General features: G+C 71.7%; 21 protein-coding genes and 1 riboswitch. Of the genes, 12 read left to right on the forward strand and 9 right to left on the reverse strand.

The features are described from left to right. Window positions 1–40: 40 nt before the first annotated feature. Window positions 41–140: riboswitch (glycine riboswitch) on the forward strand. Between the two features lie 77 nt (window positions 141–217). Together gcvP and AC1DW8_RS00615 are read left to right on the forward strand one after the other, a co-directional pair. Further along, window positions 218–3,145, forward strand: a complete 2,928-nt coding sequence (gene gcvP, locus AC1DW8_RS00610; RefSeq protein ID WP_478091109.1) for an aminomethyl-transferring glycine dehydrogenase — start codon at window positions 218–220, stop codon at window positions 3,143–3,145. Between the two features lie 106 nt (window positions 3,146–3,251). Beyond that, a complete protein-coding gene (locus AC1DW8_RS00615) occupies window positions 3,252–4,739 on the forward strand; it encodes a glutamate-cysteine ligase family protein (protein ID WP_056777134.1) in 1,488 nt (495 codons plus the stop codon). 87 nt (window positions 4,740–4,826) lie between these two features. On the opposite strand, the gene AC1DW8_RS00620 is transcribed toward AC1DW8_RS00615, so the two are convergent. Further along, a complete protein-coding gene (locus AC1DW8_RS00620; protein ID WP_478091112.1) occupies window positions 4,827–5,453 on the reverse strand; it encodes a histidine phosphatase family protein in 627 nt (208 codons plus the stop codon). A gap of 72 nt (window positions 5,454–5,525) precedes the next feature. Here AC1DW8_RS00620 and AC1DW8_RS00625 point away from each other — a divergent pair, with 72 nt between their 5' ends. Both AC1DW8_RS00625 and AC1DW8_RS00630 read left to right on the forward strand, forming a co-directional pair. After that, window positions 5,526–6,398, forward strand: coding sequence for a PhzF family phenazine biosynthesis protein (locus AC1DW8_RS00625; RefSeq protein ID WP_056825537.1), 873 nt, complete (start codon window positions 5,526–5,528; stop codon window positions 6,396–6,398). 1 nt (window position 6,399) lies between these two features. Then, complete coding sequence (locus tag AC1DW8_RS00630; protein WP_056777126.1) at window positions 6,400–6,939, forward strand: DUF1697 domain-containing protein; 540 nt, start codon at window positions 6,400–6,402, stop codon at window positions 6,937–6,939. Between the two features lie 10 nt (window positions 6,940–6,949). On the opposite strand, the gene AC1DW8_RS00635 is transcribed toward AC1DW8_RS00630, so the two are convergent. Beyond that, the gene (locus tag AC1DW8_RS00635) at window positions 6,950–7,711 is read right to left on the reverse strand and encodes a TrmH family RNA methyltransferase (protein ID WP_056777122.1); all 762 of its coding nucleotides are present in this window, start codon (window positions 7,709–7,711) and stop codon (window positions 6,950–6,952) included. Window positions 7,712–7,819: 108 nt separating this feature from the next. Between AC1DW8_RS00635 and AC1DW8_RS00640 the strand changes: the two genes are divergently transcribed. The 3 genes from AC1DW8_RS00640 (at window position 7,820) to AC1DW8_RS00650 (ending at window position 10,859) form a co-directional block, all read left to right on the forward strand. Beyond that, the gene (locus AC1DW8_RS00640; protein WP_478091115.1) at window positions 7,820–8,914 is read left to right on the forward strand and encodes an LLM class flavin-dependent oxidoreductase; all 1,095 of its coding nucleotides are present in this window, start codon (window positions 7,820–7,822) and stop codon (window positions 8,912–8,914) included. Continuing rightward, entirely contained in the window at window positions 8,911–9,534 is a 624-nt protein-coding gene (locus tag AC1DW8_RS00645) for a CE1759 family FMN reductase (protein ID WP_056777115.1), read from the forward strand. Before AC1DW8_RS00640 ends, AC1DW8_RS00645 begins: the two co-directional genes overlap by 4 nt. 140 nt (window positions 9,535–9,674) lie before the next feature. Continuing rightward, the gene (locus AC1DW8_RS00650; RefSeq protein ID WP_478091117.1) at window positions 9,675–10,859 is read left to right on the forward strand and encodes a Tle-like phospholipase domain-containing protein; all 1,185 of its coding nucleotides are present in this window, start codon (window positions 9,675–9,677) and stop codon (window positions 10,857–10,859) included. A gap of 31 nt (window positions 10,860–10,890) precedes the next feature. On the opposite strand, the gene lhgO is transcribed toward AC1DW8_RS00650, so the two are convergent. Further along, window positions 10,891–12,090 (reverse strand): L-2-hydroxyglutarate oxidase, encoded by a 1,200-nt coding sequence (gene lhgO / locus AC1DW8_RS00655; protein WP_478091120.1) that lies wholly within the window; start codon window positions 12,088–12,090, stop codon window positions 10,891–10,893. 7 nt (window positions 12,091–12,097) lie between these two features. Next, window positions 12,098–12,502, reverse strand: a complete 405-nt coding sequence (locus AC1DW8_RS00660; RefSeq protein WP_478091122.1) for a GNAT family N-acetyltransferase — start codon at window positions 12,500–12,502, stop codon at window positions 12,098–12,100. A 25-nt stretch (window positions 12,503–12,527) separates the two neighbouring features. Between AC1DW8_RS00660 and AC1DW8_RS00665 the strand changes: the two genes are divergently transcribed. The 3 genes from AC1DW8_RS00665 to AC1DW8_RS00675 all read left to right on the forward strand — a co-directional run bounded on the left by AC1DW8_RS00665 (window position 12,528) and on the right by AC1DW8_RS00675 (window position 16,420). After that, the gene (locus AC1DW8_RS00665; RefSeq protein WP_056777102.1) at window positions 12,528–13,148 is read left to right on the forward strand and encodes an L-threonylcarbamoyladenylate synthase; all 621 of its coding nucleotides are present in this window, start codon (window positions 12,528–12,530) and stop codon (window positions 13,146–13,148) included. A gap of 63 nt (window positions 13,149–13,211) precedes the next feature. Then, window positions 13,212–15,173 carry an amylosucrase gene (locus AC1DW8_RS00670; RefSeq protein ID WP_478091124.1) on the forward strand — a complete coding sequence of 654 codons (1,962 nt, stop codon included), beginning with the start codon at window positions 13,212–13,214 and terminating at the stop codon, window positions 15,171–15,173. A 59-nt stretch (window positions 15,174–15,232) separates the two neighbouring features. Then, window positions 15,233–16,420, forward strand: coding sequence for a Fic family protein (locus tag AC1DW8_RS00675; RefSeq protein WP_056777100.1), 1,188 nt, complete (start codon window positions 15,233–15,235; stop codon window positions 16,418–16,420). Between the two features lie 106 nt (window positions 16,421–16,526). Here AC1DW8_RS00675 and AC1DW8_RS00680 read toward each other — a convergent pair whose 3' ends face one another. The 4 genes from AC1DW8_RS00680 to AC1DW8_RS00695 are packed head-to-tail and all read right to left on the reverse strand — an operon-like array spanning window position 16,527 to window position 19,357. Next, window positions 16,527–16,751 (reverse strand): hypothetical protein, encoded by a 225-nt coding sequence (locus AC1DW8_RS00680; protein ID WP_478091126.1) that lies wholly within the window; start codon window positions 16,749–16,751, stop codon window positions 16,527–16,529. Then, window positions 16,715–17,866 (reverse strand): DUF2332 domain-containing protein, encoded by a 1,152-nt coding sequence (locus AC1DW8_RS00685; protein WP_478091128.1) that lies wholly within the window; start codon window positions 17,864–17,866, stop codon window positions 16,715–16,717. The genes AC1DW8_RS00680 and AC1DW8_RS00685 overlap by 37 nt, the downstream gene beginning before the upstream one ends. Further along, window positions 17,859–18,158 (reverse strand): mycothiol transferase, encoded by a 300-nt coding sequence (locus tag AC1DW8_RS00690; RefSeq protein ID WP_056777095.1) that lies wholly within the window; start codon window positions 18,156–18,158, stop codon window positions 17,859–17,861. The genes AC1DW8_RS00685 and AC1DW8_RS00690 overlap by 8 nt, the downstream gene beginning before the upstream one ends. After that, the gene (locus AC1DW8_RS00695) at window positions 18,155–19,357 is read right to left on the reverse strand and encodes a methyltransferase domain-containing protein (RefSeq protein WP_478091130.1); all 1,203 of its coding nucleotides are present in this window, start codon (window positions 19,355–19,357) and stop codon (window positions 18,155–18,157) included. Before AC1DW8_RS00695 ends, AC1DW8_RS00690 begins: the two co-directional genes overlap by 4 nt. Window positions 19,358–19,638: 281 nt before the next feature. On the opposite strand from AC1DW8_RS00695, the gene helR reads away from it, so the two are divergent. Continuing rightward, on the forward strand, window positions 19,639–21,819 hold the full coding sequence (gene helR, locus AC1DW8_RS00700; RefSeq protein WP_478091132.1) for an RNA polymerase recycling motor ATPase HelR: 2,181 nt from the start codon (window positions 19,639–19,641) through the stop codon (window positions 21,817–21,819). On the opposite strand, the gene AC1DW8_RS00705 is transcribed toward helR, so the two are convergent. Further along, window positions 21,806–22,342 (reverse strand): MarR family winged helix-turn-helix transcriptional regulator, encoded by a 537-nt coding sequence (locus AC1DW8_RS00705; protein WP_478091134.1) that lies wholly within the window; start codon window positions 22,340–22,342, stop codon window positions 21,806–21,808. The two genes, helR and AC1DW8_RS00705, sit on opposite strands and share 14 nt — an antisense overlap. Window positions 22,343–22,418: 76 nt before the next feature. On the opposite strand from AC1DW8_RS00705, the gene AC1DW8_RS00710 reads away from it, so the two are divergent. Further along, window positions 22,419–22,949, forward strand: a complete 531-nt coding sequence (locus AC1DW8_RS00710; RefSeq protein ID WP_478091136.1) for a hypothetical protein — start codon at window positions 22,419–22,421, stop codon at window positions 22,947–22,949. The last annotated feature ends 184 nt before the right edge of the window (window positions 22,950–23,133 follow it).

A 23,133-nucleotide genomic window follows, 5' to 3' on the forward strand; every position in this document is an offset into this window, starting at 1 on the left:
GGGACCCCGGCCACCTGCTGGTAGATTCGGGGGTGCCGATCGACCCTGCGTGGGAGAGTCCTCGGGGTGCCCAGCACCTGCGAGGCGCCGAAGGGGCAACATCCCCGGAACCTCTCAGGCGCCAGGACCACGCGGGCGAGGCAACTCTGGAGGCACCCCCACGGTGCTCGACAGACGGGGAGCGTGTGTCGTCCGCTCGAACCCGTCAGGAGCCCGCATGTCGATCGACCAGCTCGTGCCCGTCACCACCGGAACGTCCACCGAGACCGTGATGGCCGACTTCGTCAGCCGTCACGTCGGCCCAGCCGGCGACGACGTGCGCCACATGCTCGAGGTCGTCGGCCAGCCGAGCCTCGACGCGATGTGCGACCGCGCCATCCCCGGCGCCATCCGGTCCGAGTCGCCCCTGCGCATCGAGGCGGCCGCCAGCGAGAGCGCCGTCATCGAGGAGCTGCGCGGGTTCGCCTCCCGCAACACCGTCCTCACCTCGCTCATCGGCCTGGGCTACTACGGCACCGTGACCCCGCCGGTCGTGCGCCGCAACGTGCTCGAGAACCCTGCCTGGTACACCGCCTACACGCCCTACCAGCCCGAGATCTCCCAGGGCCGGCTCGAGGCCCTGCTCAACTTCCAGACGGTCGTCACCGACCTGACCGGCCTCGACGTGGCGGGGTCCTCCCTCCTCGACGAGTCGACCGCCGCCGCCGAGGCGATGTCGCTCATGCGGCGTGCGAGCAAGGCGCCGGCCGACGCCGTCGTGCTCGTCGACGAGCGGCTCTTCCCGCAGACGATCGCCGTGATGCGCACCCGCGCCGAGGCGCTCGGGCTGCCCCTCGCCGTGGCCGACCTCCGAGCCGTCAGCGACGGCGACTCCCTCTCTGCAGCAGCAGGCGGGCGCGCCGTCGTGGGGGCGATGGTGCAGTACCCCGACGCCACCGGCGAGCTCGTCGACTGGGCCCCGCTGACCTCCGCCGTCCACGAGGCGAAGGGCCTCGTCACGGCCTGCGCCGACCTGCTCGCCCTGACCCTGGCCAGCGCGCCGGGGGAGTGGGGCGCCGACATCGCCGTCGGCAGCGCGCAGCGTTTCGGCGTCCCGATGGGCTTCGGCGGCCCACACGCCGGCTACATGGCCGTCCACCGCGGCCTCGAGCGCCAGATCCCCGGTCGCCTCGTCGGAGTCTCGGTCGATGCCGAGGGGCACCAGGCCTACCGCCTCGCCCTCCAGACGCGTGAGCAGCACATCCGCCGCGAGAAGGCGACGTCCAACATCTGCACCGCGCAGGTGCTCCTCGCCGTCATGGCGAGCATGTATGCCGTGTGGCACGGTCCCGCGGGCCTCGTGGCCATCGCGCAGCGCATCAGCGGTCTGACGGCCGCGCTGCGTGGCGCCCTCGTCGACGGCGGGCTCGACGTCGAGACGACGGCATTCTTCGACACCCTGACGGTCGTGCTGCCCGGTCGGGCCGACGAGGTCACGACGACCTTCGCCGACCGGGGCATCAACGTCTGGCGCGTCGACGCCGACCGCGTGTCGATGAGCCTCGACGAGACGTCCACGCCGGCAACGGTGCTCGCGGTCCTCGACGCCTTCGGGGTGACGCCGTCGGACGACGTCACCGCCGGCGTGAGCGCGACCGGGGCACACGGCATACCCCAGGCGCTGACGCGCACGTCCGAGTTCCTCACGCACCCGGTCTTCCACGCGCACCACTCCGAGACGGCGATGCTGCGCTACCTGCGCCGTCTCTCCGACCGTGACTTCGCCCTCGACCGGGGCATGATCCCGCTCGGGTCGTGCACGATGAAGCTCAACGCCACCACCGAGATGGAGGCGGTGACCTGGCCGGAGTTCGCCAACCTGCACCCCTTCGCCCCGGCCGAGCAGACGGTGGGCATCCGAGCCCTCATCGACGACCTGTCGTCGTGGCTGTGCGAGATCACCGGCTACGACGCGGTGTCGCTCCAGCCCAACGCCGGCTCCCAGGGCGAGTTCGCGGGGCTGCTGGCGATCCACGCCTACCACCAGGCCAGGGGTGAGGGGCACCGCCGCGTCTGCCTCATCCCCGCCAGCGCGCACGGCACCAACGCGGCCTCGGCCGTCATGGCGGGCCTCAAGGTCGTCGTCGTCAAGACCGCTGCCGGCGGCACCGTCGACATGGACGACCTGCGCGCCAAGGTCGAGGCGCACCGCGACGACCTCGCCGCGATCATGGTGACCTACCCGTCGACGCACGGCGTCTACGAGGACACGATCACCGAGCTGTGCGAGCTCGTCCACGAGGCCGGCGGCCAGGTCTACGTCGACGGCGCCAACCTCAACGCCCTCGTGGGCCTCGCCCAGCCCGGCACGTTCGGCGCCGACGTCAGCCACCTCAACCTGCACAAGACCTTCTGCATCCCGCACGGTGGCGGCGGTCCCGGGGTCGGCCCGGTGGCGGTGCGCGCGCACCTCGCCCCGCACCTGCCCAACCACCCGCTCGCGGCGGAGGCCGGGCCCGAGTCCGGGGTCGGTCCCGTCTCCGCGGCCCCCTACGGCTCGGCGAGCATCCTGCCGATCTCGTGGGCCTACGTCCGGCTCATGGGCGGCGAGGGCCTGCGGCACGCCACCCAGATGGCCGTCCTCGGCGCCAACTACATCGCCGCCCGGCTGCGCGAGCACTACCCGGTGCTCTACTCCGGCCACGACGACCTCGTCGCGCACGAGTGCATCCTCGACGTGCGCCAGATCACGGCCGAGTCCGGCGTCACCGTCGACGACATCGCCAAGCGCCTCGTCGACTACGGCTTCCACGCGCCGACGATGAGCTTCCCGGTCGCGGGCACGCTCATGGTCGAGCCCACCGAGTCCGAGAACCTCTACGAGCTCGACCGCTTCTGCGACGCGATGATCGCGATCCGCGGCGAGATCGAGGCGATCCGAGCCGGTGAGGTCGCCGTCGGCGACAGCATGCTGCGGCACGCGCCGCACACGGCCCTCAACATCGCGGGGGAGTGGGACCACCCCTACGAGCGCACCGAGGCCGCCTTCCCCGTCGGCATCAACGCCGCCGACAAGTACTGGCCGCCGGTCAGCCGCATCGACGGCGCCTACGGCGACCGCAACCTCGTCTGCTCGTGCCCGCCGCCGGAGGCCTTCGAGGGCTGAGCAGCCCCGCACGACACCGGTCACCACGGGGCCGAGGACCGGCCCCGTGGTGACCAGTCCGTGCGCGCCTCTCGCGCCGGGACCCCGAGTGTGGTTGTCTCGGCACGTGGGAGCCGACGTCGAGCAGGCCAGGTACACACGCGAGCAGCGGCAGCAGTACCGGGAGAAGGTGCGCCGCGACCTCGACGTGTTCGAACGCATGCTCGGCAAGAGCGAGTTCGAGTTCGACCGGCCCATGACGGGTCTCGAGATCGAGCTCAACCTCGTCAACGAGGACCTCGGGCCCAAGCTCGACAACAAGACGGTGCTCGAGCAGATCGCCGACGAGGACTACCAGACCGAGCTCGCGCGCTACAACATCGAGCTCAACGTCCACCCGCGCCCCCTGCCGGGCGACTCGGCCATCGAGCTCGAGCAGCTGCTGCGCGAGTCCCTCAACCGGGCCTCCGCCAAGGCCGCCGAGGCCCACGCGGGCATCGTCGCCATCGGCATCCTGCCGACGGTCATGCCCGAGCACTTCGAGGGCGACTGGATCAGCGAGAACATCCGCTACGCCGCCCTCAACAACGCCGTCCTCGACGCCCGCGGCGAGGACGTCTGGCTCGAGCTCGAGGGCCCGACGGGCGAGCGTATCGCCCGCTACTCCGACAGCCTCGCACCCGAGTCGGCGTGCACCTCGATCCAGCTGCACCTGCAGGTCCAGCCGGAGCGCTTCGCCGACCACTGGAACGCCGCCCAGGTCCTCGCTGGACCGCAGCTCGCCCTCGGCGCCAACTCGCCCTTCTTCCTCGGGCAGCGGCTCTGGGCCGAGACGCGCATCCCGCTCTTCACCCAGGCCACCGACACGCGGTCGGTCGAGCTCAAGAACCAGGGCGTGCGGCCCCGGGTCTGGTTCGGCGAACGGTGGATCACCTCGATCTTCGACCTCTTCGAGGAGAACGTCCGCTACTTCCCGGCCCTGCTGCCCGAGCTCTACGACGAGGAGCCCGAGGAGGTCTTCGAGCGGGGCGAGGTGCCCGAGCTCCGCGAGCTGCGCCTGCACAACGGCACGGTCTACCGCTGGAACCGCCCGATCTACGACATCGTCAGCGGCCGCCCGCACCTGCGCGTCGAGAACCGCGTCCTGCCGGCGGGTCCGAGCATCGCCGACGTCATGGCCAACGCCGCGTTCTACTACGGCACGATGCGGGTGCTCGCGGAGGAGGACCGTCCGGTGTGGACCAGGATGAGCTTCTCCGCCGCCGAGTCGAACTTCGAGGAGGGCGCCCGGCTCGGCATCGACGCCCGCACCTACTGGCCCGGCCTCGGCGACGTGCCCGCCACCGAGCTCGTCCTGCGGCGCCTGCTCCCGATGGCCCACGAGGGCCTCGAGCGGTGGGGCGTCTCGGCGGCCGTGCGGGACCGCTTCCTCACGATCATCGAGCAGCGCTGCCTCACCGGTGTCAACGGCGCGTGGTGGCAGACCGAGTGCGTGGCCCGCCTCGAGGCACGCGGCCTGACGCGTGACAAGGCCCTGCGCGAGATGCTGCGTCACTACATCGAGGGCATGATGGCCAACGAGCCCGTGCACACCTGGGAACTCCCCCGGGACTGACCGCAGCGGCGGGTCCCACTGCGCCACGGCGCAACCCGCGTATGCCGCGTGCCCGGGGACGCGGCATACGCCCTCCTTGCGCAGCGCTCAGTCGGAGAGCAGGCGCCAGGGGGAGAGGTTGTACATCCCGAGGCACCGGGTGGACCGGTGGTGCGTCAGCACGCTCATCGAGCCCGCGTCGAGGATGAGCTGCTGGCCGAACCGCGGGTCGAGCCCGAGGTAGGTCGCGGTGAGGACGCGCAGCGCGTGGCCGTGCCCGAAGAGCGCGACGTCGCCGTGCTCGAGGTCGGGCCAGACCTTGTCGATGACCTGCTGGGCCCGCGCCGACACCTGCTCGACCGTCTCACCGGGGGTGACTCCGGGCTGCACGCCGTCGACGAACACCTCCCACGGGTGGCCGATCTCGGCGCTGATCTGCTTCGTCGTGATGCCCTCGTAGGCGCCGTAGTCCCACTCGCGCAGCAGCGGCTCGACCTCGAAGTTCCCGAGGCCGGCGAGCTCGGCCGTGCGCTTGGCGCGCTGGAGGGGGGAGACGAGGACGCGCTCGAACCGGTGCTTGCGCAGCACGTCGGCGAGCTCACGTGCTGCGGCCTCGCCCTCGGGCAGGAGCGGGAGGTCGGTCGTGCCGGTGTGCTGTCCGCTCAGCGACCACTCGGTCTCGCCGTGCCGGAAGAGGTAGATGTTGCCGGGGACGACACCGTCGGGAGAGGCCATGCCGCCACAGTATCGGCGTGGCAGGCCCTTCGACCCTGCCGTCCGGGCCGGCGCTCGGGCACACTCGGGTGCATGGACCTGCCCTTCCACCTGCTCAACGTCTTCTCCATCGAGGGGGAGCCCTTCTCGGGCAACCCGCTGTGCGTCTTCCCCGAGGCGGGTGGACTCTCCGACGACGAGATGCTCGCGTGGGCGCGACAGTTCAACCTCAGCGAGTCGACCTTCGTGACGTCGCTCGGCGAGGGATCCACGACGGGTGACGCGGCCGTGCGCATCTTCACTCCCGGTCACGAGATGCCCTTCGCGGGGCACCCCACCCTCGGCACCGCGGAGGTTGTCGCGACGTTGGGCGGCGGCCTCGACAGCGTGCACCTCAGCATGCCGGCGGGACGCATCCCCGTGGGGCGGGTCGACGGCGGCTGGCGCCTCGCAGCCCGGCCGGCAACGGTGCGCGAGGTGACCTCGAGCGGCGCCGAGCTGGCCGAGGCGCTCGGCATCGACCGCATGCTCGTCGTGCGCTCGGACGCGTCCTGGGTCGACGCCGGGGTCGAGCAGCTGCTCGTGCGCCTCGACTCCGTCGACGCCGTGCGGGCCTGCGACCCCGACGCACACCTCATGGCCGTGCACATGACGTCCCCGCCGCGGGCACCGCACGTGTACGCGTGGGCGTGGACCGGGCCCAAGAGCATCGAGGCGAGGCTCTTCTACACCCAGGGTCAGGCGGTCCTCGAGGACCCAGCGACCGGGTCGGCGTGCGCCAACCTCGGTGGCTGGCTCGTCTCCCAGGGCGCCCGCGACGTCTCGGTGGTCGTCAGCCAGGGCACGGCCGTCGGACGCCCCTCGCGCCTGCTGCTCGACATCGACTCCGACGGGGCCGTCCACGTGGGAGGACGCGTCGAGACCGTCGGCCGCGGCACCTGCTCGCTCGGCGCGGTGGGGGCCTGACGTGCCGGTGTGGATCGGGTTCCTCCGCGCCGTCAACGTCGGCAAGCGGCAGGTGCGCATGGCGTCGCTGCGCACACTGCTCGAGGCGGACGGCTACGAGGACGTCGAGACGCACATCCAGAGCGGCAACCTCAAGGTCCGCTCGTCCACGCGGAGTGCCGCCAAGGTCGAGGCCGACCTGCGACGGGCCATCAGCGCCGAGTTCGGTTTCGACGTGCCCGTCGTCGTGCGCACGCCGGCGCAGCTGCGGACGCTGGCCGACGAGGCCGAGGCCCTCGACTCGCCCATCGCCGCGGACGCGAAGCGCTACGTGACGTTCATGACGGGCGACCTCGACCCCGAGGGCGTCGCCGCCCTGCACGAGTGGGACGTCGCCACCGAGGGCGCACGCGTCGTCGGCAACGACGTCGTGCTCTTCCTCTCCGACGGCGTGCAGGCGGCCAAGCTGTCCAACACCCGCATCGAGAAGCTGACGGGCGCGGTCGGGACGGCGCGCAACATCACCGTCGTCCGGGCCCTCGCCGAGAAGTGGGGCGGCTGACGCGGTCGCGTCAGAGGCGCGCGCGGCGGACGAGCTCGAAGCAGACGACCGCAGCCGCGGCCGAGACGTTGAGCGACTCGACGCCGGCGGCCATCGGGATCGACACCCACGTGTCGACGAGCTCGGCCACCTCGGGCGTCAGCCCGGCCGTCTCGCTGCCGAGTACGAACGCGACGGGCTCGGGCAGGTGGGCGGCGAAGAGGTCGTCGTCGCCGCCGGCATCGAGCCCGACGACGTGGAAGCCGGAGCGCTTGAGGTCGCTCACGGCCTCCGCCGCGGTGAACGCCTTGAGGATGGGCGCCCGGAACGCGACGCCGGCCGAGGCCTTGACGACGAGCGGGTCGAGGGAGGCGACTCCCTTGCGGGGGACGACGATGCCGTCGACGCCGGCTGCCGTGGCCGAACGCAGGATCATGCCGACGTTGGCAGGTGTCGTCACGCCGTCGAGCACGAGCACGGCGCGCAGCGAGCCGGCGTCCTCGGTGAGCGCCGACTCGAGAGGACGCATCCGGGGCGCGACGACGTCGGCGAAGACGCCCTGGTCCTGCCGTCCGTTGCCGGCGAGCTTCTTGACGCGCTCGGCGCTCGCGTACTGCACCTCGACGCCCCGGCGGCGAGCCGCCTGCTGGATCTCGCGCAGGCCGCTGCCACGGGCACCGTCGGCGATGACGACCTTGTCGACGAGGAGGTCACCGTCGAGGAGCACCTCGTGGACCGGGTTGCGGCCGTAGACCGTGATGAAGCGGTCCTTGGGGGAGATCTCAGCGCTCACCGCGACAGGATCCCACAGCACCGGCGGCGCGCCGGACCGCCCGGGAATGGGGGAGCCCCCCTCGATGTTCAGTATGATTGAATCGTCAATCAAAAGGAGCTGGGACACATGCAGTTCGGGATCTTCACCGTCGGCGACGTGACCACCGACCCCACGACGGGCCGTACGCCGACCGAGCACGAGCGGATCGAGGCCACCGTCGCCATCGCCAAGAAGGCGGAGGAGGTCGGGCTCGACGTCTTCGCGACCGGACAGCACCACAACCCGCCGTTCATCCCGTCGGCCCCGACGACGACGCTCGCGTACATCGCCGCCCAGACGGAGCGGATCATCCTGTCCACGTCGACGACCCTCATCACGACGACGGACCCCGTGCGGATCGCGGAGGACTACGCCACCCTGCAGCACCTGAGCAACGGGCGCATGGACCTCATGATGGGCCGCGGCAACACCGGCCCGGTCTACCCGTGGTTCGGCAAGGACATCCGCGACGGGATCCCGCTCGCCATCGAGAACTACGCGCTGCTCCACCGGCTGTGGCGCGAGGACGTCGTCGACTGGCAGGGGAAGTACCACACCCCGCTCCAGGGCTTCACCTCGACGCCGCGCCCGCTCGACGGCATACCGCCGTTCGTCTGGCACGGCTCGATCCGCAGCCCCGAGATCGCCGAGCAGGCGGCCTACTACGGCGACGGCTTCTTCTCCAACCACATCTTCTGGCCGGCCAGCCACACGAAGCAGATGGTCCAGCTCTACCGCCGCCGCTTCGAGCACTACGGCCACGGCAGCGCCGACCAGGCGATCGTCGGGCTCGGCGGGCAGGTCTTCATGCGGAAGAACAGCCAGGACGCGGTGCGCGAGTTCCGTCCGTACTTCGACAACGCCCCCGTCTACGGCCACGGTCCGTCGCTCGAGGAGTTCACGAGCCAGACCCCGCTCACCGTCGGCAGCCCGGAGGAGGTCATCGAGAGGACGCTCGGCTTCCGCGAGTACGCCGGCGACTACCAGCGACAGCTGTGGCTGCTCGACCATGCCGGCCTGCCGCTCAAGACCGTCCTCGAGCAGCTCGACATCCTCGGCGAGGAGGTCGTGCCGGTCCTGCGCAAGGAGTTCGCCGCGCTCAGGCCCGCCCACGTCCCGGACGCCCCGACCCACGCGAGCCAGCTCGCCGCGGCAACCCCCGAGAAGGAGCTCATCCCGTGACCACCTTCCACCTCGCCGTCATCACGGCCGGCATCACGCAGCCGTCGTCGACGCGCCTGCTCGCCGACCGCCTCACCGAGGCCACCGTCCGGGCGCTCGCCCGGCACGACGTCGGCGAGGTCGTCGTCGAGGTCGTCGACGTGCGCGAGGTCGCGCACGACCTGACGAACCACGTCCTGACCGGCTTCGCCTCGCCCGACCTGCAGGTACGTCTCGACGCGATCACCGAGGCGGACGCGGTCGTCGTCGCCACCCCGGTGTATGCCGCGTCGTACAGCGGGCTGTTCAAGATGCTCATCGACGTGCTCCCCAAGGACGCGCTGCGCGACACCCCGGTGCTGCTCGGCGCGACCGGTGGCACGGCCCGCCACTCCCTCGCGATCGACCACGCCCTCCGCCCGCTCTTCGCCCACCTCGGCGCACTCGTCGCGCCGGTGGCGGTCTTCGCGGCCAGCGAGGACTGGGGGAGCGTCGACGCCGGCCGGCTGGGCGAGCGGATCGAACGCGCAGGTGCCGCCTTCGCGGCCCTCGTGAGCGGTTCGCCGCGGGCCGATCGGGTCGACCCGTTCGAGCAGGTCACGCCCTTCGAGTCGATGCTCACCGACCTCCGCGCACGATGACGCGAGCACCCGGTCGGCCCCCCGCGGCCTGACCGGGTGTCGTCACGTCCGCAGCGACGCGACACGCTGGGGAGTCCTCCCCATGGCCCCGCCGGGCGGCTCCCACCTACCGTGGGGCCCACCGTCGACAGGAGGCCGCCGTGCTCTACCGCAAGGGTGCAGACCCCGAAGTCCTGGACCGCGCCGCTCGCGAGCTCACGGCGTGCGCCACCGAGGTGGACGGCATCCGTGCGACCGGCACCCGGGCGCTCGCGGTCATCGGCCGCTCGTGGGGTGGCGACGACGCCCAGTCGGCCCAGGAGAGCTGGCGCTCCACCTCGGCGGCCCTGGCGGACCTCGGCTCGACACTCGAGACGATGTCGCGGCGCCTCACCGACAACGCGCGGGCGCAGCGAGGCACGAGCGGCGCCGACGGGGTGCTGCCCGGCCCGATCGGCTTCCCGCCCCCGTCCCCGGGCCTGGGCGGGTCGGGCTCCGTCGGAGCCGACGCCACCGCCGAGCCGACCCCGCTCGGTGAGCAGGTGCGCGGGACGTCACCACAGGCCATCGACCTCGAGCTCGCCCACGTGGCCGACAACGTCTACCACCCGAGCGCGGTCGACGGCTGGACCCCGCTCGACGCCGACGCCCTCGAGGGGCTCGGCATCGACCCGGACACCCTCCACCGCCGCGACGGCTTCGACGCGGCCGTCTATCGCAACGACGAGGGCCAGTACGTCCTCGCCTTCGCCGGCACGTCCTCCCTCGCCGACTGGGGCACCAACCTCCAGCAAGGGGTCGGGGCGCTCAGTGGTCAGCACCTCGCGGCGATCGCGCTCGCCCGGGGCCTCGCCGGGGCGGTGGGCAGCGAGAACCTGGTGATCACCGGTCACTCCCTCGGTGGCGGTCTCGCGAGCACCGCCTCCGTCGCCACCGACATCCCCGCCGTGACGTTCAACGCCGCGGGCGTGCACCCCAACACCGTGCTGGCCGCGGGCGCCCTCGGCACGGGGGACGCCGGCTACTCCCCGGGCCAGATCCGCAACTACCACGTGCGCGGGGAGCTGCTCACGACGCTCCAGAACCCGCTCGGCTCCTTCGTCGACCACGTGCCCTTCGTCGGCGACGACCCGCTCCCGAACGCCCTGGGCACCCAGATCGCGGTCAACCCCACCCACGGGCCCGAGATCACGGTCTCGAAGTGGGCGGGGCTCGCCGGCACCTTCGCGCCGGCCGTCGTCGGCATCGATGCCGGCCTCGACGTCATCGGTTGGTCCAAGGACGCCCATGGAGGCGACTCCGTCGTCGACGCCATGGAGGCGAGCACCTACTTCGGCAAGCAGTGACCGACCACCACCGAGGCGGGACGGCGGCCCTTCAGCCGAGGTCGAGCCGGTCGACGACGAGGTCCGCGATGGCGAGTGATGCGGTCGCTGCCGGCGACGGCGCGTTGCGGATGCACAGGACGGAGCCGACGCGACTGAAACGGAAGTCCTCGACGAGCGCACCGTCCCGATCCATCGCCTGGGCCCGGACGCCGGCAGCAGCCGGCACGACATCTGCGTCGCCGATCGCAGGGACGTAGCGCCTGACCCGCTCGACGAACGCGTGACGGCTCAGCGACCCCAGGACCTCGTGCACGCCTGTCCGCAGGTTGGCGCGGGCGAACCGCAGGAACCCGCGCGACGAGACGAGCTCCCGGACGACGTCCAGGTCGACGTCGCGACGGCGGTAGCCCTCGCGAGCGGTCGCGAGCACGGCGTTCGGACCGAGTAGCACGCTGCCGTCGACGCGCTTCGTCAGATGGACCCCGAGGAACGGGTAGCGGGGGTCGGGTACCGGGTAGACGAGCCCGCGCACGAGGTGCTCGGCCGACGGCACGAGCCGGTGGTACTCGCCGCGGAACGGCACGATCGACGGGCTGGGGCCGTCGCCGGCCAGTCTCGCGAGACGGTCGGCGTGCAGCCCACCCGCGAGGACGACGCGGTCGGCGACGATGCGCCGCCCGTCGGCGGCACGCACGTCGACGCGAGTGCCGCGGTGGTCGAGTCCCGTGACCTCGAAGCCCGTGACGACCACGGCGCCGGCGGACGCCGCGTCCGCGAGCAGGGCCGCGGCGACGAGGGCGAAGTCGGTGATCGCCGTCGTGGGGGAGTGCAGCGCGGCGAGCCCCACGACGTGCGGCTCGACCTCACGCAGCTCACCCGGCCCGAGCCGACGCAGACCCGGCACACCATTGGTCCGGGCGCGTGCCTCGATGGTGCGGAGACCCTCGTCCTCGGCCTCGTCGAGTGCGACCACGAGCTTGCCCACCTCGTCGTACGGCAGACCCCGGTCGGCGCAGTAGCGGCGCAGACGCCGGACGCCCTCACGGGAGAGCGCCGCCTTGGCGGAGCCGGGCGCGTAGTAGAGACCGGCATGGACGACACCGCTGTTGCGGGACGTCTGGTGCCGACCCGTCGCCATCTCCTTCTCGACGACGGTCACCTCGGGGCGCGGCGTCGACAGGGTGAGCCTCCGGGCCACTGCCGACCCGACGATGCCGCCACCCACGACGACGACGTGGGGGCGGATCACCCGTCGCTCACCCTGCGGCCGCCGCCGCCCGCTCGGCCGCGTCGACGTCTGCCCGCGTCGGCGCGAGCACGTGGGCGGCATACGGCTCCGGGTGACGGCGGAGGTAGACCTTGATGTACGGACACAGCGCGACGATGGATCGGCCCGACGCGAGCGTGGCGTCGAGGGCGTACGCGGCGAGGCGCCCGGCGAGGCCCTGGCCTTCGTACGCCGGACCGACCTCGGTGTGGAAGAAGACGACGCGTGCGGGCACCTCTGGTGTGGCACCGGGGACGACGGCGTAGCTCGCCACCCCGATGACACGGTCCCCGTCGCGCAGCTCGAAGCGCCCGCGGTCGGGGTTGTCGGACACCTCAATGCCGTCGTGCGCGCCGTCGCCGGCCACCCGGCCCTCACCCGTCTGCTCGCTCATGGCCCCAGCATGGCAGGGTGGCCCCATGGCGAAGTACTTCGACGTGCACCCGGTGGACCCCCAGCCACGGGCGATCGGACAGGCGGTCGACATCCTGCGGTCCGGTGGGCTCATCGCCTACCCCACCGACTCCTGCTTCGCGCTCGGCTGCTCCCTCGACAACCCGGAGGGCAAGGAGCGCATCCTGCGGATCCGGCACCTCGACGACAAGCACCACTTCACGCTCGTCTGCTCGGACTTCGCCCAGCTGGGCCAGTTCGTGCACCTCGACAACTCGGTGTTCCGTGCCATCAAGGCCGTGACCCCCGGCCCGTACACCTTCATCCTGCCCGCGACGAAGGAGGTGCCGCGACGCCTGCTGCATGCGAAGAAGAAGACCGTGGGTGTGCGCATCCCCGAGCACCCCGTCGTCCGCGAGCTGCTCAGGGAGATGGGTGAGCCGATCCTCTCGAGCACGCTGCTCATGCCCGACGACGACGAGCCGATGACCGAGGGCTGGGAGATCAAGGACCGTCTCGACCACGTCATCGACGCCGTCATCGACTCGGGGGAGTGCGGCCTGGAGCCGACGACCGTCGTCGACTACTCCGATGGCTTCCCCGTCGTGACCCGCGTCGGGGCCGGGGACCCGAGCCCGTTCGAGTGACCTGCCCGCGATGACGCCAGCGTGCCCCTGTCGCGCAGACGCCAGGTGCTGTTCAATCGGGCCATGAGCGACGCTGCGCACGACGTCCGACCGACGACGGAGTCGGTGAACTCGCTGCTCGCGGGGCTCGACGACCACGACCGCGAGACCATCGAGCTGAGGCTCGAGCGCTGGTCCGACGACCTCGTCGCGGCACTCATGGTCCTCTACCCCGAGCACGACGTCTCGGCGCTCGCGCTGCGCCTCGTCGAGAGCGCCGTGGCCGGCTACCGGCAGCGGTCACCCGAGCTGCGACGCCTGGACCAGCGCCGGCTGCTGCGGCCCGACTGGCTCCAGCAGCCGGACATGTTCGGCTACGCGTGCTACACCGACCGGTTCGCCGGCGACCTCGACGGCCTGCGGGGCCGAGTGGGGTACCTCCGCGACCTCGGTGTCAGCTACCTGCACCTCATGCCGCTGCTCCAGCCCCGAGAGGGAGACAACGACGGCGGCTACGCCGTCCAGGACTACCGCACCGTCCGGCCTGATCTCGGAGATGTCGAGGACCTGCGCCGGCTCGCGAGCGACCTTCGGGGGCAAGGCATCTCGCTGGTGCTGGACCTCGTGCTCAACCACGTGGCGCGCGAGCACGAGTGGGCCCGGCGTGCCCGGGCGGGGGAGTCGCACTACCGGGACTACTTCCACGTCTACCCCGACCGCGTCATGCCGGACGCGTACGAGCGCACACTGCCCGAGGTGTTCCCGGACTTCGCCCCCGGCAACTTCACGTGGGACGAGAAGCTTCGCGGCTGGGCGTGGACGACCTTCAACGAGTGGCAGTGGGACGTCAACTGGGCCAACCCCGACGTCCTCGTCGAGTACGCCGACATCGTCCTGTACCTGGCCAACCTCGGCGTCGAGGTGCTCCGGCTCGACGCCATCGCCTTCACGTGGAAGCGGCTCGGCACGAGCTGCCAGAACCAGCCGGAGGTCCACGCCGTCACGCAGGCGCTGCGTGCGGTGGCGCGCATCGCGTGCCCGGCGCTCGCGTTCAAGGCCGAGGCGATCGTCGGACCGCGTGACCTCGTGCAGTACCTCGGGCAGGGCGAGCACGCCGGCCGGGTCAGCGATCTCGCCTACCACAACAGCCTGATGGTGCAGGTCTGGTCGATGCTCGCGACGGGCAGCACCGGACTCACCAAGCAGGCCCTCTCGGCGCTCCCGACGACCCCACCGAGCGGCACGTGGATCTGCTACGTCCGGTGCCACGACGACATCGGGTGGGCCATCGACGACGGGGACGCGGCGTCAGCGGGTCTCGACGGCTATGCGCACCGCCGGTTCCTGTCCAACTGGTACTCGGGCGACCACCCCGGGTCCTGGGCGCACGGTCTCGTCTTCCAGCACAACGCTGCGACCGGCGACAAGCGGATCAGCGGCACGGCGGCATCGCTGACGGGGCTGGCCGATGCGGAGGCACGCGACGACGGGGACGGGATCGGTCAGGGACTGGCCCGCCTCTTCCTGGCCCACGCGGTCGTCGCCGGCTGGGGAGGTGTCCCCGTCGTGTGGAGCGGCGACGAGCTCGGCCTGCCGAACGACCCCGACTGGGCGCGCGAGCCCGGTCACGAGGACGACAACCGGTGGGCGCACCGGGAGCGGCTGGACTGGGCCGTCGCAGTGCGGCGCGGCGACCTCGACACCGTCTCCGGGAAGGTCTTCCAGGGCCTGCGCCATCTGGCGGGCGTGCGCGCGGGGCTGCCGCAGCTGCACGCCTCCGCGCAGACGAGGGTGATCCTCGAGACCGACGACGGGGTGCTGGCGGTCGTCCGCACGCACCCGAGCGGCTCGATGGTCTGCGTCTACAACGTCACGACGTCGTGGCAGACGGTCGAGGTCCGCCACTTCGCCGACGTCGGCATCGCGCACCCCTTCGACGCGCTCGGCGGCTACCCGGTCTTCGGTGGGGCGGACGGGTTGGCGTCCTTGAGCCCGTATGCCGCGTGGTGGATCGTCGAGGCCCCCGTGGACGTCGTGCACACCTGACGACCGAGCGATCTTGATAAAGGTTGTGCGTTAACCTTTACCAAGGAGGTGTCATCGACATGGACACGACGTGGCCCGCGCTCGGCTCGACGACGGTCCGTTGGCAGCCCGTCGAGGGCCTGCTCGACCTCTCGCGACGCGCCCAGCGGTCCACACCGGCCACGTTCGAGGCGGCCGTCGTGCCCCCGATCGCCGGGGCCGGGCTCGTGCTGCCCGGAGACCTCGCCGCCGACCTCGACGAGGCCACCCGGCTGCTCGCCACCTTCGACGCCGGGGGAGCGGGGGAGATCGCCCCGTTCGCCTCGGTGCTGCTGCGGTCCGAGAGCGCGGCCAGCTCGCAGATCGAGAACCTCACCTCGTCCGCACGGGCCCTCGCCGAGGCCGAGATCGGCGAGGGCAACCGTGCCAACGCCGCCGTCATCCTCGGCAACGTCCGCACCATGCAGGCCGCGCTCGACCTCGCCGGGCGACTCGACGAGGAGGCTGTGCTCGCGATGCACCGGGCTCTCATGGCGCAGCAGTCGCTGCACCCGGCCGGCCGCTGGCGTGAGCAGCAGGTCTGGGTGGGTGGGTCCCCCCTCCACCCGGGGGAGGCGCAGTACGTACCGCCCGTGGCCTCCGACGTGCCGGCCCTGATGGCCGACCTCGTGACCTTCATGGACCGTGACGACCTGCCGCCGCTCGCGCACGCCGCCCTCGCGCACGCCCAGTTCGAGACGATCCACCCGTTCACCGACGGCAACGGCCGCACGGGTCGGGCGCTGCTCCACTCGGTCCTGCTCCACACGGGGGCGATCCGACGGGTCACCGTCCCGATCTCGGCCGGCCTCCTCGCCATCCGCGACGACTACTTCGACGCACTCACGGCCTACCGTGGGGGAGAGGTGGAGCCCATCCTGCGATGCGTGGCCGAGGCCGCGCGCAACGGCACCCACATCGGCGAGGGACTCGTCGTGACACTCCGACAGGTGCGCGCCGACTGGGCGTCGAAGGTCACGGCGAGAGCCGGCTCCGCGGCCTGGTCGATGCTCGACCTGCTGCTGCGCCAGCCCGTCGTCACGGCGCGGGTCGTCGTGCGCGAGCTCGGGGTCTCGGCCCCCACGGCACAGGCCGCCCTGCAGCGGCTCGTCGACGACGGCATCCTGCTCGAGTCGACCGGGCACCGACGCAACCGCGTCTACCGCGCCCCGACGGTGCTCCGCGCGCTCGACGCGTACGCCGCGGGCCTGGGTCGCCGCATGCGTTGATGAATTCCGTTGCAGCACAATATAATTCGCCCATAATCGACATTATGCAAACCAGTCGTGAGGTGCGTCCCGGCGTCGAGCAGGTCGACGCCGGGACGCACTCGGCTCAGAAGGCCTTCAGGACGAGCGGGATCTTGACCGCCTCGACGCGCGTGACCTGTCCCACCGTGCCCGCGGTGGCCCCGTCCCTGACCGACAGCTGCCAGCCGAAGACCTGCACGTTCGCGCGGTACTCGACGTGACCGGCGAAGGGCAGGCGAGCCGTGGACATCCGCAGGGCCTCGAGAGGCAGGGTCAGCTGGGGGACGGTGGCAGCGAGGCGTCGATCCACGCACCATGCGGGTGACAGGTCCCGAGGACCGTGGGAGGGAGCGCGTGTCCGTGGCGCCAGCGCTGCAGGCCGAGCACGGTGTTCCCTTCCACGGGAAACTCGGGCCCGTCGAGGCCCGGAACGCACCCGCCCGGCTCGGCGGTGAGCCACGACAGGTGGGAGACGGTCCCGGCCAGCTCGTCGAGGACCGCGGCCAGGTCGCGACGACGCGGTGCGGGGAGGTAGGTCATCGCCCACGAGCTGAGGACCACGACGTGCGCGCCGTCGCCGGCGTCAGTGCGCGCGAGCGTCACCGCGTCGGTCAGTCGGTCGACCATGTCGCCACGGAGCACCGTGGGAGGGTCGGGGCGGAGCAGGTCGGCAGCCGCGCGGAAGCGCTCGATGCGGCCCGGGACCTCCGGCCAGAGGCACGCCTCGAGCCAGCGCACCTCGTCGACGGACGCGAGGTCGACGGGCTCGAGATCCACGCCGACGCGACCACGCACGGCGGGCAGCGCAGCCCCGGCCGCCGTGAGCAGCGCCCCGACGCCGGAACGGTCCTCACCCGAGCACCGGACCGCAGAGGCGCCGTCGCCCAAAAGTGCCGACCCGGTGGGCGAGGACAGCTCGACGGCGTACTGGTCGACGCCGAGCAGCAGGCCGGCGCTCGCACCGAGCTCGACGATGGCGAGCGGGACGTCGCCGGAGTCGACTGTCGCCGCAGCGAGCCCTACGGCGACGTAGACGGCTCGGTTCACCTCGTTGGTCTGGGTGCCGTGCGTCGCAATGAGCCGGGTCAGCTCGTCGACGTGGTCGAGGACCGTCCGCCGCACGTCGGGCCACGGATCGCCCGTCGCAACGCTCGCCGCCCCGGTGACACTCGGATACCACCGGGCCGCAGGCAGATCCGGTTTGCACAGGACGAGGTGGTGCAGGGCGGCGAGCCAGAGAACGGGACGAGCCTGCCCTGGCCTGGCCGCGAGCAGCAGCGACGCGGTCTCGTCGTCGTGGGCGACGTGTCGGCAGACGGTCGAGTAGAGCGGAAGAGCGGCATACTCCGTCGCGAACTCGGTGAAGCGCCGCTGGATCCTCGCCAGCCGAACGGGGTCCGGTGACGATCGCACCGGGTCAGGCACCGGTGGCACCGTCGACACGCTCACGCACGAGGTCGGCGTGGCCGTTGTGCCGGGCGTACTCACCGATGAGGTGGAGGTAGACGAAGCGCAGCGAGAAGGGGTCGCCCCCGGACTCGACGACGACCGACCGCTCGACCAGCTGCTCGCCCGTCAGGCCCGAGCACTTGGACAGCAGCGTCGAGCGGTGCCAGGCGAGCATCTCGGGCAACATCTGCGCCTCGGGCGCGACGAGGGAGCCACCCGGCCGCTCGACGTCCGGCGCCGTCCAGGGAGTCTCGGGTTCACCGGTCACGTCGACACGCCTCCTGACGCGGAATCGACTGACTGAGAACGTGATTCACGCTCGAGCAGGACGATGACCTCATGGTGCGACGTCTGGGGGAACATGTCGAAGAGACGCGCCTCGCGAGCCCGGTAGGACGGCATGCGAGCCAGGTCACGGGCCAGGCTGTCGACGTTGCAGCTCGAGTAGGTCACGTGCGTGGCGCCGGAGCCCTCGAGCCATCGGGTCAAGTCCGGGCCGATCCCGCGACGCGGCGGGTTGACGACGACCATCGTCGGGTCGGATCCCGGCAGGTCCCGGTCGAGCGCGTCGACGTCCGTGGCGTCGCCGGCACGGAACTCCAGCCGGCCGAGGTCAGGGTGTTCGGCGCGCAACCGGGACGCACTGGTCTCGGCACTGCGCACGGCCTCGGCCGAGACCTCGACGCCGATGACGTGGGAAGCGCCTGCTCGCGCGCAGTGCAGCGCGAATCCGCCCACGCCGCAGTAGAGGTCGAGGACCGTGGTGGGGTCGACGGTGCGCGTCCAGGCCTGCGCCTGGTGGTAGAGGCCGGCGGCGACGGTGGTGTTGGTCTGGAAGAAGCTGTTGGGGCGCAGGTGGAGGACCACGTCGCCGACGGGCATCGCGAGGTCATCGCTCTCGGTCAGGACGATCTCGGTGTCACCTTCGAGGACGGCCTTGTGCTCCGGCTGGAGGTTCACCGTGACGACCGACACCTCAGGCAGCCGGGCCCGGAGCGACGACAGACGAGACTCGAGCAGGGCCAGGTGACGGCGGGACCGCAGGACGAGCCGGAGCATGACGTCCCCGGTGGGGGAGAGGGTGAGGATGAGGTGCTTCAGCTCGCCGCGGCGGGCGGCCACGTCGTACGGCTCCAGGCCGATCTCGTCGACGGCGGACGCGAGCCGGGGGATGAGGCGCTGAAGCGGCGGCTCGTACAGGCCGCAGCCACGCAGGTCGACGCCGTTCGCGTCGGCGTCGAGGATCCCGACGGTCACCGCGCCGGTGACGCCACCGACGACGAGCTTGGCCTTGTTGCGGAAGGCCGACTCGGCGCTGGGGAAGGGGTCGAGCCAGGCGACGTCCGGGGCCACGTCGGCGAGGGCGCGTCGGCAGCGCTCGTCCTTGTCGGCGAGCTGGACGGCATACGGCACACCCATGAGGGCACAGGAGCGGCAGCGGCCGGCGTCGAAGTAGTCGCACTGCATCACGAGCAAGGCTACGGCGCAGCAGCGTGGTCCAGGACCACGGGTGGAGCGCGGTCTCCGGGGAGGGCCTTCGTAAGCCAAAGTGACATAATGTCGATTATCGGCGTTATGGGGGAAGCAGCGAGAACGCTTCGCCTTGGACCGGCACACCAAAAAGGAAGGAGCGTCGCGCGCTTCCTTCCACTTCCAACGTATAGCGCACCCGGGGTCTTGCGGCAAGACCCCCGTCGTCACCGAGAATCACTGGCCGACACCAGAAACCTCGGGACGGAGCCCACTGCGTGAACCCGCTGACGACCAGCGCCTTCGACCTTCGCGACCACCTGGCACCCAAGGCCGACCCGGCCCTCATCGCCCACGACGACCTCCACTTCGCCGCGATCGCCGAGACCCTCGACGCGACGGTCGCCGAGCTGTCCGACCGTCTCGACGCAGCCCGTCGGGCACCGGCACGCACCGGCCAGGCCGCGCTCGACCGTGACCAGGAGGTCCACCGCCTCACCGCACGCCTGCGGACGCTGCGCCGCTACGGCATCGACCTCTGCCTCGGTCACATCGTCCCCGAGAACGATTCTCACCCTGTGTACATCGGCCGTCTCGGGCTCTCCGACACCGCCGGACGCCGGCTGCTCCTGGACTGGCGCTCCCCTGCAGCCGAACCGTTCTTCGGCGCCACCCACGGCAACCCCATGGGTCTCGCGAGCCGCCGCCGCTACCGCTGGACCCGGGGACGCGTCAGCGACTACTGGGACGAGGTGTTCACCACCGATGGTCTGCACGGACGCGTGGCCCTCGACGACGAGTCCGCCTTCATCGCCTCGCTCGGCGCGAGCCGCTCGCCGCGCATGCGGGACGTCCTGAGCACCATCGCGGCCGACCAGGACGCCATCATCCGCGCGGGCTCCCGAGGCGCGCACGTCGTCGACGGAGGCCCGGGCACGGGCAAGACGGTCGTCGCGCTCCACCGGACGGCATACCTGCTCTACTCCGACCCGCGCCTCGGCCACCGCCGGGGCGGCGTGCTCTTCGTCGGCCCGCACGAGCCCTACCTCGCCTACGTCTCCGACGTGCTGCCCAGTCTCGGCGAGGAAGGTGTGCAGACGTGCACGCTGCGCGACCTCGTTCCCGAGGGTGACGCGGCGGCCCCCGAGACCGACCCGGAGGTGGCCGGGCTCAAGTCGTCCATGGACCTCGTCCGGGCCATCGAGCCGGCCGTGGCGCTCTACGAGGAGCCGCCGACCCGCGGCATGGAGGTCGTGACGCCGTGGGCGGACGTGTGGCTCTCCCCTGCCGACTGGGCCGAGGCCTGCACCGCCGCTCTCGGCACGCCGCACAACGAGGCCCGCGACGATGTGTGGGAGGCGTTGCTGACGATCCTCGTCGAGCGGCACGACCTCGAGGACCGGATCGACGACGACGGCGCCGACGTCGAGCTCGAGGCCACCCCCGCCATGGTGCGGCGCTCGCTCGAGCAGAACCGGGAGCTGCGCACGCTGTTCGACCGGACGTGGCCGCTCCTCGATGCCGCGGACCTCGTCGGCGACCTCTGGACCGTCCCCGCCTACCTGCGTCGGTGCGCCCCCACCCTGACGGTCGAGCAGGTGCGCCGGCTGCAGCGCGCCGAGCCGGACGCGTGGACGGCGTCGGACCTCCCCCTGCTCGACGCGGCCCGGATGCGGCTCGGCGACCCGGAGGTCTCAAGACGCCGACGACAGCGTGAGGCGGCCCTCGCGGCGGAGCGCGCCGAACGCGCCACGGTCGTCGAGCACCTCATCGCCTCGGACGACTCCGACATGCACGTCATGTCGATGCTGCGAGGTGACGACCTCCGCAGCGCCCTCGACGACAACGACGGGACGACCGTCGACCCCGACCTGCTGGCCGGCCCGTTCGCCCACGTCGTCGTGGACGAGGCCCAGGAGCTGACCGACGCGGAATGGCAGATGCTCCTGTCCCGCTGCCCGTCGCGGAGTCTCACCATCGTCGGCGACCGCGCCCAGGCCCGGCACGGGTTCACGGAGACGTGGCAGGAGCGTCTGAGTCGCGTGGGTCTCGACCGGGTCACGCTGTCGTCACTCACCATCAACTACCGCACTCCGGAAGAGGTCATGCTCGAGGCCGAGCCCGTCATCCGTGCCGCGCTCCCGGACGCGAACGTGCCCACCTCGATCCGCGAGAGCGGCGTGCCCGTTCAGCACGGCCCGGCCGCCGACCTCGAGGCGGTGCTCGGGACGTGGCTCGACGCGCACCCAGACGGAACGGCCTGCGTCATCGGCGCCCCCGGCCTCGAGGAGCGGGCTCGGGTGCGGTCGCTCAGCCCGACGCTCTCCAAGGGACTCGAGTTCGACCTCGTCGTGCTCGTCGATCCGGACGCCTTCGGTGACGGCATCGAAGGCGCCGTCGACCGCTACGTCGCCATGACACGCGCGACCCAGCAGCTCGTCGTCCTCACTCAGGGGTGACCTCGCGCGGGTCGGCCCGGCCGCCCGGCTCGAGCACGGCGAGCCACGCGCGCAGCAGCTCCTCCAACCCGGCGCGCTGCCGAGGTTCGAGACCGGCCAGCAGGGACTCGTCGCCGGCCATGACGTCCGCGAAGATGCCGTCGAGCCGGGCGAGTCCCTCCGGGGTGAGCTGCACGTGCACGGTGCGCCGGTCCGGCTCCTCCCGGATGCGCTCGACGAAGCCGAGCACCTCCATGGCCTGGACGCGCTGCGTCGTCGCGCCGGCCGTGACGCGGCAGCGCCGGGACAGCTCGCCCGCGGTGAGCCGGAACGGCGCGCCGCTGCGTCTCAACGTCGCGAGGACGTCGAGGTGGCTCTGCTCGAGGCCGTGGGTGGCCAGCACGTGGGCCCGGTGGTCCATGACGATCGCGGCGAGCCGCACGACCGGCGTGATGATCCCGATCGACGACACGTCCACGTCGGGCCTCTCCCGCTGCCAGGCCTGGATGATCCGCCCCACCTGGTCACCCGACGCGCTTCCCATCCCAATACTTTAGGGCTAAACGAGAGGCCCCGCTCCGATCGACGGTGGGACGATTCCGTGAGGGAAAGGAAGCCGCATGGACCTCTCCACGTTCTATGCCGTCGTCTCGGCCACGTGCTTCACGCTCGTCGGGCTCTGGTGGTCCGCCCTGGACCGCCGGCGTGAGCTGCTCGCCGGGGAGGAGACCCGTCGGCTCGTGGGCGGCGTCTACCTCACCTTCCTGCTCCCCGGCCTCATGGGCCTCTTCGCTCAAGTCGCACCCACCCAGCCCTGGCTCTGGCGCTCGACCTTCGGGCTCGTCGCCCTCGTCGGTGCCTGGTCGACCCTGCGGCTGGTCCGCGCCGACCGCGGCCCCCTCGGGTCGGACGGCTCGGGACTCCGGGGCCCCTTCCGGCGGCACCGCTGGCTGGTCGCAGTGCTCTACGCCGTCATCGTCCTGGTCGCCGCTGCGCCCGAGCTGGGCGGCGCCGTCGGTCTCAGTGGGCTGCAGACGGCCGCCCTCGCCGTCGTCTGCCTCGTCGTGCTCGCCCACGGTCTGGCGTGGGAGCTGCTGACGACGACACCCGACGTCCAGCAGCGCCCCCTCCCCTCCCCTGCCACGGACTGAGCAGGGGAGGCGGAAGAGCGGGGGGCTCAGGTGGTCGCCTAGGCCGTGTCGTCGATGACGAAGGACGTCTGGGCCAGCGGGTGACGACCTCCTGACGCCCGCGAGGTCGACCGCTGAGAGGGCGTATGCCGTCCGCTGACCCCGGGCGCCCGACGCTGCGGCGTGTTTCGGCCTCTCCCCCTGC

It is taken from the genome of Terrabacter sp. P2_E3 (assembly GCF_056403915.1).

Coding starts and splice junctions, on each gene's coding strand:
- gcvP (WP_478091109.1), top strand. CDS start 218: ATGTCGATCGACCAGCTCGTGCCCGTCACCACCGGAACGTCCACCGAG.
- AC1DW8_RS00620 (WP_478091112.1), bottom strand. CDS start 5,453: ATGGCCTCTCCCGACGGTGTCGTCCCCGGCAACATCTACCTCTTCCGG.
- AC1DW8_RS00625 (WP_056825537.1), top strand. CDS start 5,526: ATGGACCTGCCCTTCCACCTGCTCAACGTCTTCTCCATCGAGGGGGAG.
- AC1DW8_RS00640 (WP_478091115.1), top strand. CDS start 7,820: ATGCAGTTCGGGATCTTCACCGTCGGCGACGTGACCACCGACCCCACG.
- AC1DW8_RS00660 (WP_478091122.1), bottom strand. CDS start 12,502: ATGAGCGAGCAGACGGGTGAGGGCCGGGTGGCCGGCGACGGCGCGCAC.
- AC1DW8_RS00665 (WP_056777102.1), top strand. CDS start 12,528: ATGGCGAAGTACTTCGACGTGCACCCGGTGGACCCCCAGCCACGGGCG.
- AC1DW8_RS00670 (WP_478091124.1), top strand. CDS start 13,212: ATGAGCGACGCTGCGCACGACGTCCGACCGACGACGGAGTCGGTGAAC.
- AC1DW8_RS00675 (WP_056777100.1), top strand. CDS start 15,233: ATGGACACGACGTGGCCCGCGCTCGGCTCGACGACGGTCCGTTGGCAG.
- AC1DW8_RS00695 (WP_478091130.1), bottom strand. CDS start 19,357: ATGCAGTGCGACTACTTCGACGCCGGCCGCTGCCGCTCCTGTGCCCTC.
- AC1DW8_RS00705 (WP_478091134.1), bottom strand. CDS start 22,342: ATGGGAAGCGCGTCGGGTGACCAGGTGGGGCGGATCATCCAGGCCTGG.
- AC1DW8_RS00710 (WP_478091136.1), top strand. CDS start 22,419: ATGGACCTCTCCACGTTCTATGCCGTCGTCTCGGCCACGTGCTTCACG.